This window comes from Acetobacter sp. ESL1128, assembly GCF_058505085.1.
In genome coordinates, this window is record NZ_CP196369.1 from 2,582,364 (window position 1) to 2,596,141 (window position 13,778).

Consider the following 13,778-nt stretch of genomic DNA (forward strand, 5'->3'; position numbering starts at 1 on the left):
TGAGCGGCGTTGCAACACAATCAGCTTGTCACTTAATCAGTGATGCAACCTGTTCCATGGCTTTACAAAAAACCTGCACATCGCTGGCCGAGCCCACGGTAATTCTGGAACAGGTGGGCCAGATCTCCCAGCTTCGTCCGATAATCACATTGTTCTGAGCAAATGTTCTCACAATTGGCCCGGGTGCTGTGCGCCAGTCTGCCATAAGCATATTGGCTTCACTTGGAATAGTCCGGACGCCATAATGGCTCAGACATTCCTGCATGACTTTGCGGTTTTGGCGTGTTTCAGAACGCCGCTTTGCAATTTCAGCCTGATCTTTCAGACTATCCGTGCCGATAGAAACAGCGGGGACGGAAAGCATGGTCGTCTGGTAAATGCCATCATACCGCATCATTCTGTCATGCAATTGCGGGTGAGCAATACTCAGCCCCAAGCGAAGTCCGGCCATGCCGAACAGTTTGGAAAAAGTACGTAAAACAACAAGATTACGGCACGACCCAAGCAGTGAAACCGCAGAGGGGGCGTTACTGAAATGCTGATAGGCTTCATCCACCACCAGCACGGATTTTTCAGGAATATTACGGGCAAGCCATGCAATATCCGCTAACGGCGTAACCGTGCCAGTCGGGTTATTGGGGCTGCATATGTAATACATACCTGCATGCGGATCAGCCTTGAGCATGGCCCGCACATCGGTCTTATAGCCATTGTCTGCCCTTAGGGGGACTTTGGTCAGGGGGATCTGTAGCCATTCCGCAACACCCCATACCGTCTCGTATGTAGGGTTGCTGGTTACAAGGCCCTGCGTAGGCGAACAGAAGGAAATCACAGTCCGGCACAGCGGGTCGCTCGACCCCGGCCAGGGAGTTACCAGCTCTGGAGAAATATGATCATACGTTGCCACGGCTTCAACAAGCGCCTGACGCTCCTTACCGGTCAGATAACGGTTGCCGTTCAGCAACGCCTTTTGTCCGGCGGGCAAGGCCGAGGGAAAAGGCCCCGTCCAGAATTCATTCCCATTGAGCAGAATGGCCCCCGCAGGGTAAACCCCGCCTACAGGCAGGGTATCCGCCCGGCTCCTGTGCCAAGGCATGCCGGCCATAACAGCACCAGCGCCCAGAACAAGACCAATGCGACCGATCTGCCTGCGGGAAAAACCACGCTCCTGAAACTCCTGCTGTGTGTGCGGTGGCAGAGGGGCAACCATGGCGTGTCTCCTGTCGGGGAAAGAAAGGAATCCGGGAGAAAACTTCTTTGGCTCAAACACTGCTCGTGCAGAGTAGCATGGTGGCCAAAGTAGAATGATCAGAACTGTACGAAAAAGAGGTGAAAAGAAAAGTTCACTTTTGTTGTAACGGAAGTCGGCCGATATGTTCCGATAACGTATCTAAAAATATACTCTGAAGACAAGCCTGAAAAATCGGGAGGGCGTTCAATTCATCGCCAGTCACTTTATTCCTCTCCAGAACAAAGCGTAACAGAGGCCCTGCCCTATTTTGACCGGCAATCACTCTGTTCTGCCCTGACCACATTCAGTTGGTAAACTATAAAGCCCTGCTCCAGATAACCATTGGGATACCTCGCGATTTCACGCGTATTTTCTAAAAATCTCTTTTTTTGTTCGGATGTTACGGTAAATGTCCAGTAGTTGTACATATAATTACGGACAGATTTTTCCGCATTTTCATCCATGATATTCAGAACAGAACTCCCTGCTTTTTCCTTATCATTAGCAATCAGAATCAAGGGCGGAGATTTAGAACACACGGCCAGCTTTTGTGCGGCCTTGAGCAAATCATCCAGATTGTAATCCAGCTTGTTTTTATAAGGAACGACAACATCATAGTCATTCGATGTCATCATGAACACGGGTCGTTTTGTATAGTAAGGAATTGCCTCCAGATTATAATCCATGGATGAAAGAATAGGAGAATTCTTTAAAATTTCGTCTTTATTGATAAAATCCACAAATTGTTTGGACATGCTATTGGGTTTATGCACCTCATGAAATGCCAGCAACCCAGACAGAATGACTTGAATAGTGAGTATTGTATAAAATGAGACAGACCCAATTTTATTCAGGACATTACCGGTAGGCTCTTTGCCCGTGTTTTTCTTTATCCACAATAATGCAACAACAAGCATGAGCCAGAGAGCCTCATGCCGATAACCACCTTGATAAACGATAGAAAAAAACGCAGAAAATCCGATAAGAGACAGCGCTGCAACAGAAAATAGAAAAGCATCACCCCACAAGACAAGGGGGGAAAACAAGATAGCAGCGTAAGCTACTGCTTCCAGAGCAAGATATACAATTTTTCCGAAAAGGTGATGGCCGAAAACATCGGATAAATAGTCTTTGCACCCGAAAAAGGTCAAATGCTTGAAAAATCGGAAATGGTGTTTGACGGTCATCTCTACCGGATGAGCCGCAGCCAGATCATAACGGGTTGGATAAACTGTCATGAAACAGGCAATAAATCCCGCAATACCCAGAAAACTGTTGAGGCATGCTTTTTTAGTGTCCTCACTCCACTTTTTGCCATTTTCGTACCAAATGCTTAATGGCCATAAAACTGAAAATCCCCCCACGATCAGAGCGGAGTGTACGTTGGTATTAGCCAACAAAAACAAAATAGGACCCGAAAAAATATATTTGTATTTATCAGCTGAAAAACAGCAGGCAAGCAGCAGCATCAACAGAGCGCTTATGCCATAATTCCTATCCATAACCGTATATTCATACAGCATGGGATAGCCAAAAAGTATCAGCGCTTTGAGTCTGAAATTAAATGGCGAGAAAAACAGCAGCAATATTACAGAGCAAAGAGATATGAACAACGATGAAGCTGGCAAAACATAATAAGAATCAGTTATCCAATATAACAACTGCTCTATTTTATAGACTAAAAATGGGTGTGGATTCCCAATAATATGGATCCGGGACGTTGCCCCTATGCCTATCATAAAATTCCGCACTTCATCCCGCCATAGGGCATGATGAAGAACCAAGTATGTTATGGTTAAAATCCACAACATAAAAATCCCAATTAAATTAATATTTTTATTTTTTAATAATCCACCTTTACTCATTTTTTATTTCCACAATATTTTGCCATTTCGGAACTCATAAAGCAGAAAACAACACCATTCAAGAGGATTTTTTAAGTGTCAAGACCATCAACTTTGAGAATTTGTGCTTAATATTTTTTTACTATTGAATGCACACCATAAAATTTCATTTCCACCAATAATCAGAGCATCCTCGCACAAATATCTAACATTCTTCTCAAACACTGAAGGGGAAGGAGCTTTCCCCCTTCCCATACATGCACGGCATATCTTTCGGCAATTATGAACGCCGTTAATTGCTGGCCAGATTTTTATCTGATTTTGAAGGCGGCAAAACATGATTGAAAAGAAGGCTAAGGAAAATAGCCGTAAGAGCACCAACGGTAATCCCGCTCCCGAACACAATCCGCACCCATGATGGGAGGCTGTCTGTAATATGCGGTTGAGCCGTAACCAGCATGCTCAATGCAACGCTGGCCCCCGCAATAATGATGTTATTATGATCATCAAAATCAACCTGACTTAAGATCTGAACACCAATCATTGCGACTGTTGCAAACATGGCAAGGGCAGCGCCCCCCAGTACCGGGGCCGGAATACTGGCGACAAGAGCCGCTGAGACCGGAAAACTGCTGAGAATGATCATAATGACAGAGGCGGATACAATAACCCAACGGCTCCGCACACCAGTCATACGCACCAGTCCAACATTCTCTGCATAACATGTATAAGGGAACGAGTTGAGAATACTGCCCAGAACAGTCGCCAAACCATCCGCCTGAATAGCGGAGGCAATGTCCTCGGCATGAATATCACGCTTTACAATGGAGCCAATGGCATAAACGCCGGCAGATGTTTCGATCATGGCAATGATCATAACAACTGTCATCGACAGAATTGGTGCGATATGAAAAATAGGAAGTCCAAAATAAAAGGGCTGAGTATAAGCCACCCAAGGCAGGGCATTATAATCATGCACTTTCATGTCACCCAGCATCATGGCAATGCCCGAACATAGGAGCAAACCCAACAGCACTGCTATGGTGGAAAAGAAGCCACGTAACACTCTTTGTAAGATGACAATCAGAAAAAAAGTACCCAACGCATAATAAATATTCCTGATATTAACAGAGCTCTGCATAATGCTCGGGCTCTGACCACCAACAATATCATTTGCGGCTATGGGAAGCAGGGCAAGCCCGACGATAAGAATGGTTGATCCCATGACCACTGGTGGGAAAAACCTTACAATTTTGGAAAAATATTTTCCTGCTATAAACGCGAACAGACCTGCTATGAGAATTGCACCGTAAATCTCTCGCAATCCTTCTATTCCGCCACCTGCAGCTACACCAATGGTGACCATCGGCACCATGGCCGTAAAAGTAACCCCCTGTAACATCGGTAAACGGACACCAATTTTTCCAATACCAACTGATTGTATTAAAGACGCAATACCACATGTAAAAAGATCAGCATTGATCAGGTGTAGCAGGTCACTTCTGGATAGGTTAAGCGCATTGGCCAGAATGATAGGCACAATAACCGCAGCAGCATAAAACGTGCAGACATGCTGAACACCATAGATAATCAGCTTGTTTAAGGGCAGCACTTCATCAACCGGATTATCCTGTGCTGATTGAGCCTTTGTCATACAACCTGACACACCTGCATTTGTTTCGCAGCACTTCATCCCAGTTCCTTCCGGCCATGTATGACTGAACTATGAGATTAAGGAAATTTTTTGAGTATTGATCATGTTCTCTACTCACGATCAAAATGGAAAGCATGGACTAGCTTATTCAGCCGTAGCTCTGGTGCCCATACGTTGCCTGTAGCCTTTCCTGCAGATAATCGTAGCCACTCACAGGCGGGTAATGCGCACTTTCACCTTGCTGGCTGACAATTGGTTCAACCTGTGCATCCGCATCCGGGTCCAGAAAAAAGGCAATGGAATATCGCTCTCCTTCTGGGCGCAAAACACGATGGGGGGTGGAGACATACACATCGTTGCTCCAGCGCATCAGGCAGTCCCCAATGTTGCAGATAAACGTACCGGGAATAAGTGGCGCATCCATCCAGTCACTCCCACGTGGGCGCACCTGCAGGCCGGACACACCATTAACGGCCAGAATGGTCACATTGCCATAATCCGTATGTGCCCCTGCCCCCGGAGCCTGATCGGCACGTTTTGATAGAGAAGGCGGGTAACGCAGCAGACGCAGCGTTGCCATGGGGTTTTGGAACTTATCAACAAAAAAGTTCTCATCCACGCCAAGGTCGCGCGCAAAACCACGGTGCAGGGCCGCACCTATATCCAGACATGTTGTAAAATACGCCATCATCAGGTCCCGCCACCCCGGTAAATCGGGCCATACATCTGCATCATCCACATTATGGGGGCTGATATTGAAGGCTTCCTTATTATCGGGCAGGGATGTCGTATCAAGCCGTTCGACGCCCAGGCCAACATAACCCCGATTTTTGCCAAGCCTGCTCATGGCGACCTTTTCCTTGGCATTGGCAGGCTGGTTGAAGAAAATGCGTGAAGCTTCAAAAAGCTTGTTCATCATTTCAGGCGCAACACCGTGGCCGGTAATGTAAAAAAAACCGGCTTCGCGGCATGCCCTGCCAAGGGCTGCAGCCACTACCTTACGCTCCGCACTGCTGCCATGGCGGAGTGCTGCAATATCAATAACAGGAATAGGGGGAACCATCGGACGTATCCTTTCAAACGCAGGACGCAAAGACTGATACTGATCGCTAGGCAGGCGGGTGGCGTCTCCCATGGTATGGGATGTCTGGCCATGAATACCGCGCTGCCGGATACTGCGTGGGCTCTGGCCATTCATCAGCCGGACCTCACGCGAGAGATGAAATGCCGATCCGTACCCGGTAATATCGGCAATACTGGCAAGCGACATATCTGTATGCCGTATAAGGCGCAAAGCCGCTTGGGCCCTTACGTTACGTAAATACCGTATAGGGGTTGTGCCCTGATGGCGGCGGAACAGGTCGATCAGGTAAGGCGGTGTAACACCAGCCACGCTAGCCAGTTGCTCAAGGGATGGCTTTTCAGCGTAATGCTGGTCGATATAGGATTTTGCCGCAATCAGGGAGGGCGGCATATGCCCGATAACGTCCTGCCCTGCCTCTATACGCCATGCCGCAAACAGGGCCTCGCCCAAAGCATTGCGTAATGTATCCAGCGTGGGCGAGCTATTCAGGCCGCAGTTAATGCCCTCACGAAACAACGTGAGAATACGCTGGGATGCGCGAACCCTGTCCCCCAGAAAATCACTTCTGGCGGGCAGGGCAGACTTGAGCAGCGGTGTTTCGCACCACATCACACGGCTGCCCGGAGCGTAAGTGGAGCGACGGCCCGTTCTGTTGATAAAAATACCGCATTCACCAGCATGCAGCTCGCGCCGGTTCCTATCAATAACCGTGCTCATGGTACCTGTTTCCAACAGGATCAGAGCAGCATAGGCACCACTGGTGACCCTGAACTCCCCTCCATCGGGGTAAGCCGTTTGACCAAACGAGAAATTGGCGCCACGCCTGATAAATGCGGTTTCCTGAATCTCTGACAGATCGAGCCTCCTCACATAGCGCACGACCTGAATTATAGTTATGATTCCGGAATGATAAATAGCTCAAATGGCTAAAAACATGTCCAGAATTAAGATATGGCAACCAAGGAGGGCACCCACCCCCAAAAGATCGGGCCTGTAACAAGCACGCTGGAAGCTGGAAAAATACGGGCGGCCTGAAACACCGCCCGACTGGACCGCTTTACAAAGCACTGATCACTTTAAGCCCTGCCAGAACAGCGTTGGGAATGACCGATGTCTCCCCCGGGCGCATCATGTATTCAAACTCGGGAGTTACAACCAACCCCGGCATGATGGGGATACCATAATACGCTTCCAGAATAGCAGAGTGGGTCTGAGGTGCATTAACATAGGCCCCCATGGACATGCCTGCCATCTGGCGCAATCGTTGCCCATACGTCGTGCGGGGGCTGAGCTGGTAATAGGAATACATGACCCCAAACCGGTCAAACGGACGCCCGGGAATAATCCCCAGCAAGGAAGCCCCGACATAAAACTCATTGGCGAATGTAGAATTGCTTGGAGTATTATGGACAAATCCCGCCAGCACATACCCCCCCGCCATCTGGTGTTGCCCATGACTGCGGTAAACCATCTGGTCCGTCTCGATATAAAACGTATCTCTGGGCTTTTCCTTATGCTTTTGCACGGACCCGGCAAAAGCATAAGGAACAACCCCGATCATGTCCGCATAGGGGGACGTATCATGCGCATACCCAATTTTGTAATGACCGGGCAATTTGCGTTCACCAAAAAAGGGTTCCCAGGTCAGTTCCACAGGGGTCTGAATACCAGTGTACGGCTCACTCCCCCACGCCCAGCCTGTGTTATCAACCGCTTTGGGGCCAATGCGGTACACGCCTGTTCGTAAAATCAGATCCCGCGTGGGACGTATGCGGAATGTTCCGCCCCACGATGTTTTAGGATACACGCTCCAGCCCGCAGGCTCACGAATGGCCATAGGTGCGGAACACATGGTCATGAACGTGCACAGCAGCACCGAAGTGGAATAGGTATGCGTGAGCGCAATACGCCCGAGATTAATATTGATCCTGTTGTTCAGGAACGATTTTTCTACGTAAAGGTCTGCCAGACGTGCGGCGGCAGGGCCATGAATACTCCAGACCTCGGTCAGCAGAACATTGCGCTCGCCCACGTGGTCCCACCCAACCTGCCGGCCCTCCCGGTTCATGACAATACCGTGCAGGAACCAGCCTTCCAGCGGTTTCCATCTGGTTAGCCGGCCCAGATCAAACAGCATGGCAATACGCACTTCATGCGTGTAGTCCATTCCTTTGGAAAGGCCACCGCTCATATTCCCCATGCCCTCACCTTTATAGGTTAGTTCAAAGCTGAAACCATGGTTCGCCAGACGGTCCCGTAAGGGTTTAAGGGAGGGCATAAGGTTGCCAAATGCCTGCTCGGACACATAATACCCTGCACTAATATCCCCCCGCCGCAAGGCATCTTCATTATGGTTCAATAATGAGGAAATACTTTCCGTCTGAAACAAGGATTCCAGACGATCTTCCGCAATAGGCCGCTTATGTTTGACCGGGGGCGGTGCAGTGCCATGCCCCCCACTGGCTTCAACACCTGCGGACACAGGCAATTTTTTAACGTCCTGAGCCATTACGGCGTAAGGCACAGCCAGAAGAACAAGCCCCAAAACAGCAGGCAATTTTGCGAGAGAATAAAAGATACGACACCGCAAGGCACATGCTTTGCGGCTATGACCCCGAAATGTGGACATGGCTTTATCCAAAGCTGCAAGCATCCGCCCCAGCTTGCGCTGAAACAGAGGCACAACATTCCTGATTTACAGAATAAAGACGCGCTTAGAGCTTGCTGACGACAGGCAAGCTTACGGGCACCTTATTGTGCTGTTGCAGGTCTGGGGGAGCACGGAGCATCATTTTGTCAGACATTTTTTTCTTTTTCTTATGATTGTTTTTTATGAGGCTAAACCGGGTTTTAAAAATTTTCAATTCACGTTCTTGTCGCTTATTTGTAATAACAACAGAACATACTTCAGTAATTCATTTTTCTGCTCAGATAATATAATATCTGTCGGGTACCGGCATACCTTTACGTATTGCTTTCAAGTATCGCCAAATTGGTTCTTTGCATCCCATAAAATGCTGTAACCAGCCGGTTTTTAAGCTGATTTCTTTATTGCCTTAAAACACAGGTCAGTTTCAAAAACATCTCTGTTCATCTTTATCTATGAACACTCTTGTTTCAAAAGAATGGAAACCGTGCCAGATTTTATGAGGCTACAAGCACCCTCTGCACAAGGCACGGTTCCAGAAATGGAATGCCTTTAGTCAACACCCACCATAACATCGGATGCCTTGATCACAGCATAGACGGACTCTCCGTCCTTTAGCCCGAGGTCTGCCACAGCTTCATTGGTAATGGATGCCATAACAATAGCTCCACCTGCAATTTCGATGCTCACATGAGAGGTGGTTGCACCTTTTTCTATTTTTCTGACTGTACCTTTGATCTGATTGCGTGCGCTAATCTTCATTATTCTATCTCCAGCATTTTTATCAGCTATCTCCCTCTGACGGACGGTAGAGAGAGTATTGCAGGAGCCAGATGCTCCTTCTTTTATATACTGCCACGTCCTGTAGAAAACACCAGCTTGCTACAGTGCTTACAGTTGGGGTTATTGTGCTTTAACCCCAACCAAACCACAACACGCCGGTATTTATCTGGAACAAATCACCAACGCGTGGCGATAAGCCGACTATGCCGCCTTGCGGTCACTTATAGTGGCAAGTCCCTTTTTGCGCCGAATGAGAACCGGCAATCGCGCCAGATTGCCCATTCCTGCCAGAAACTGAACCTGTCCGGCCGCGATGACGTGCATCTACCGAACAGGCAGGAAAAACCCTTGCATCCGGCGTAGCAATGCCGCGCATGGGAGCACCATGTGCACTGGTCTATACGCCCGTTTTAGGCTCTTCTACCAAAGACAGACGTTCCTGATTGGCCTCGGCTATTCTTTTAACCAGCCAGCCTATAAATTTGCGGGAAGCCCCCACAGGGTCATCTCCATAATGGCATTGTTCATGCCATTGTGCTGCATCGGAGCCTTCCAGCCCCCGTGCAGCCAGCCAGTGCGTTATAAGGCTATGGCGCAGTGAGTGCCTGCTGGCACTCTGCCCGCCCCGCGTGGACATCCAGTGGTACGACAGCACGCCCAGATCACTCACCAGTTCCTTGGCATAGCTGCAAGAATGGGCTTTTACGCGGTAACCTGCATGCCATTTGACAAAATGCTCGGGAGGCATGGGGGGAGAAATGCCATATCCCTGACCAAAACGGCAGCCCAGATGGTAGATGGCCTCGATAACGTCATCATCCTCCAGACCTTCCACAATAACCAGCTCATGGAAATCTATCCCCATATCCAGCACGGACTTAACCATGCTGAATGTCTGAAGAGGTGCTGTACGGATATTCCGCAAAAGCCCTTGGTCAACCTTGATAATATCAAACGGAAGGGAAGAAAGGCGGAGCAGGTTACTATAACCCGACCCCAGATCATCAATCGCGATCTTGACCCCTACCGCCTTGAACTTCTGGATAGCAATATCCTGTATGGTCGGGTCGATCATCTGGGTTTCCAGCAGCTCAACCGTTAACTGCTCAGGGCGGATGTTATAGCGCTGCAAAGCACTCTCAACCCACGCTGGGCCATCCTCATTTAAAAGATAAGTGGGAGGCATATTCACGGCCAGGTTGATAATCTGCCCGTCCTTCTGCCACTGCTGCAATAAGCCCAGAGACTCCTCAAGCCCCATATGGAACAGCCTGTCGAGCTCATTCTGCCCAAGCAGGGACAGGAAGCTCCCGGGTTCGATAATGGCACCATTGGTATCCTGAATACGCACAAGTGCTTCAACTTCCAGCAAATCTCCCGTGCGCAGGTTTACAATTGGCTGAACGTACATCCGCAACCCATCGCTGAACAACCTGTCCCTCAGGTAGCAGGACTGTTCTTCCGTCACGACGGAGCCCCGGGGGAAGCAGCACCGCATCCACATCTGCTCCCAGCGGTGTTGCAGGCTGCGGGCAAACTGCTGCATGCGCTGGGTTTCAAACTGGTTAGGGCATGCGCCAAACAGGGCCAGCACAACCGCGACCTGCTCCTCCTCCATGGAAATGGGGATGCTGATGGACGAACTTATGCCCAGAGCCTGCATCATCTCCCGCCATGGAGCGGCATTGGGGTTTGTGGAATAAGAGGCACAGGTCTGCTTCTGTCGTGTCCGCCATGCCAGACCGGTCACAGTGTTACCAAATACCGATTGCGCGTTCACAACGGGCTGACTGATGATCTGCTTCAGTCTTTCGGTCAGCTGGGCACCAGCAGCCCCTCCACTATGTTCGACCACCAGCTCACCGGCAGGGTTCATCCGGAACAGCAAGACAGCTTTAATACCCGGCAGGCTGCCCAGAGCCTCTATACCCTGCGCACTCACATCCGGCCACACACCCCCGGCAACAGGCAGACGCTTGGAAAGAAGAGAGAAATATTTTTCCTCTATCTTCTGCCCGGCCTCAAGCTGTGCGCCTTTATCATCCTGCAAGCGCATTTCGGTTGTCAGGAGAATATGGTACCGGTCGTACGCACGCAGCAGCGCTTTATCCAGACTGTCAATCAGCAAACGTCGATAAATACTATAGGCTTCTCCCAACAGGGCAGGGGAAATGCCACAAAGCATATGAATAGCACCCAGCTTTGTCGCCTGTTGCAGAATATCCTGCCGTTGCGTTTCTGCCCCCAGTAAAAAATCCAGATGTGCAGCCTGCTTTTGCTTCAGGTGCTCAAGCTGCTCTGGTGTCAGAACAGACAGAATAGACTGCGCCTCGCTCATTTTTGCCAGACTGTCGTAAAAACACTCGATAAAATTCTGCCGTATCCGTGTCAGAAACGTTTTGGCGCGTGTCAGCAGTTCCGCAGCTTCTGGCCCGTATGGGTTAAAGGCAACCTGTTCCACGGCCTCCTCAGCAGGCATCTGCCGGGTATTGCTGGCCATGCACCACCAGTTCTGGCGGTTGGCCTTGTTCTGCTTGGATAAATACATGGCCGCATCGGCACGGCGCAAAAGCGTGTCGGGGTCTTCGCCATCAACCGGATACAGTGCGAGCCCTAATGTCATGCCCACCATGGCAAAAGCATCCTGCGCAATGGCAAAGGGCGTTTCCACGGCTTTGTGCAGGTTATCCAGAATTTTTGTAGCCTGTGTTACCCGCAAGAGCGGGTCCAGATTTTCCAGCACAATAACAAACTCATCGCCGCCCAGCCGGGCAACGTAATCCGTATGCCGGACATGCTCTTGCAAACGACGCCCAAGGGCCTGCAAAAGACGGTCCCCCGCCTCATGCCCATAACCATCATTAACCTGCTTGAAGTCGTCCAGGTCCAGCATACCCACAGCCACCGAACTGCCCTGACGGACAGCTCGGGCTATGGCCTGCGGCATATACTCCTCCAGCGCCAGACGGTTGGGCAGGCCGGTTAGCGGGTCATGCCGTGCGCGGCGTGCTTCCTCATTCTGGAGTTTTTCCAGCCTTTTCTGGGCATCCAGTTTATCCAGCGCATGGCCCAGCAATTCCGCCACCTTCTGGCACAGGCCTATACACTGCTCATCGAACATATCTGTGCGGATTGATACAAACGAGATAACGGCCCAGCGCACGCCGCCCCGCCAGATCGGGACCGCCAGCACGGCACGCCACTGGTTACGGTAAAGAAAGTCATACCATGGCGTGTTTTTCTGCTCTCCCAGTTCGTCATTACTGTAAACTAGGGTCTGTCTGTCCCATGCCTCCACGGCGACAGGAAACTGGGGCGAATCTTCCTGAAAGCCAAACTTCAGGTTGGTCATCCCCTGCGTGCCAGCCCCCATGCAGGAGAGGATATGCAACGTGTCGGACTCATCCTTCCGACCAATCCAGACTGCCTGAAAAAGCGCATCATATACCAGATCGGCACATGTTTTATCGCACATCTCGCTTTCGGTAGAAGCCTGCAACACCGCATCGGCCGTGTTAAGAAGGGCGCGATACAGTCTCTGCACTAAATCCAGATTTGTTGCATTCTCCATAAAACAGACTAAAACCTTCCCCAGAGTTTATGAATGACACAAAAACTAAAGTCCAAAACCCAAAAATGGGTATACAATGCGTATCTAATCTAAAAACAAGACGATTTTATAAAGTGAAAACGCCACAAACCGATTACAATATATTTAATTATTAAATACATAACGGCATCAGATACAGACCCCCCTGTGCTGACAGGCAGATTTCCACGCGTTTAAAGACCCCAGATTATTCTACACCCGCATTGCGGTCAGACACGCCGGGAAACAGATACCCACGCCCCCGGCAACCCTGACCAAAACCTGAACACCAGAGAGAGAACCCGGCTTTCCTTAGGCGGCAGGTTCTTTTTCTTTGGGCATTTCCATGATCTTGATGCAGCTAGACAGAATCTTCCCGTTCAAAAAGCTATCACGCACAAACCGGCGGGACACATCTGCGGGCTTATGCTGCCCATCGGACCGGTTTTTATTATCGTCCAGCACAACGGCACCTGTTTTGGGGTCAAAATACCCAAAATCGCATAGATGGGGGTTTCTGATATCCGCCATAATATCAAACAGATGGCACTTATACTCCCCAATCCAGATTTCCGTTCCCTTGCGGTTGGAAATATCGGGGTAGTTGAAGGTCAGCCCACGCGCATGGAAAAAGTCAAAAATACCCCCCATCAGGCACTGGGTTGCCTTGACCTCACGCGGGTTGAACTCAAAACCATAATAAAAATGCTTCTGATAACGGATTTCGTCTGTGGGCAGGTATTTCTGATTAAACAGCCCCATGAACTTCTGCAGGCCGTTAGGGTTCGCCTTTACCTTGACAGGATCCTCATGAAAGAGGGCTGTTCCACGGTAATTGAAGAACACGGGAACAATAATATGTTTTGGGTTTTCCCACATGGGAAATCTCCTAAAGACCTGACCACACAATAAATAATCTAGTTTGTTATGATTCTGCCAGCTTTGA

Annotated in this window: 8 protein-coding genes; all 8 read right to left on the bottom strand. The window is 49.6% G+C overall.

Annotated features, from left to right (window positions below):
- Positions 1 to 28: 28 nt before the first annotated feature.
- Positions 29 to 1,210 carry an aminotransferase class I/II-fold pyridoxal phosphate-dependent enzyme gene (locus ACSYTG_RS12100; RefSeq protein ID WP_489783363.1) on the bottom strand — a complete coding sequence of 394 codons (1,182 nt, stop codon included), beginning with the start codon at positions 1,208 to 1,210 and terminating at the stop codon, positions 29 to 31.
- A 284-nt stretch (positions 1,211 to 1,494) separates the two neighbouring features.
- The gene (locus ACSYTG_RS12105; protein ID WP_489783364.1) at positions 1,495 to 3,096 is read right to left on the bottom strand and encodes a hypothetical protein; all 1,602 of its coding nucleotides are present in this window, start codon (positions 3,094 to 3,096) and stop codon (positions 1,495 to 1,497) included.
- A 271-nt stretch (positions 3,097 to 3,367) separates the two neighbouring features.
- Entirely contained in the window at positions 3,368 to 4,729 is a 1,362-nt protein-coding gene (locus tag ACSYTG_RS12110) for a nucleobase:cation symporter-2 family protein (RefSeq protein ID WP_489783365.1), read from the bottom strand.
- A gap of 148 nt (positions 4,730 to 4,877) precedes the next feature.
- Positions 4,878 to 6,683, bottom strand: a complete 1,806-nt coding sequence (locus tag ACSYTG_RS12115; RefSeq protein ID WP_491706430.1) for a 2-oxoglutarate and iron-dependent oxygenase domain-containing protein — start codon at positions 6,681 to 6,683, stop codon at positions 4,878 to 4,880.
- 187 nt (positions 6,684 to 6,870) lie between these two features.
- A complete protein-coding gene (locus ACSYTG_RS12120; RefSeq protein WP_489783509.1) occupies positions 6,871 to 8,322 on the bottom strand; it encodes a carbohydrate porin in 1,452 nt (483 codons plus the stop codon).
- Positions 8,323 to 9,012: 690 nt separating this feature from the next.
- Positions 9,013 to 9,222, bottom strand: coding sequence for a TOBE domain-containing protein (locus ACSYTG_RS12125; RefSeq protein ID WP_086645129.1), 210 nt, complete (start codon positions 9,220 to 9,222; stop codon positions 9,013 to 9,015).
- 418 nt (positions 9,223 to 9,640) lie between these two features.
- Positions 9,641 to 12,814, bottom strand: a complete 3,174-nt coding sequence (locus ACSYTG_RS12130) for a bifunctional diguanylate cyclase/phosphodiesterase (RefSeq protein ID WP_489783367.1) — start codon at positions 12,812 to 12,814, stop codon at positions 9,641 to 9,643.
- Between the two features lie 330 nt (positions 12,815 to 13,144).
- Positions 13,145 to 13,594, bottom strand: a complete 450-nt coding sequence (locus tag ACSYTG_RS12135; protein WP_415421685.1) for a hypothetical protein — start codon at positions 13,592 to 13,594, stop codon at positions 13,145 to 13,147.
- Positions 13,595 to 13,778: the final 184 nt, after the last annotated feature.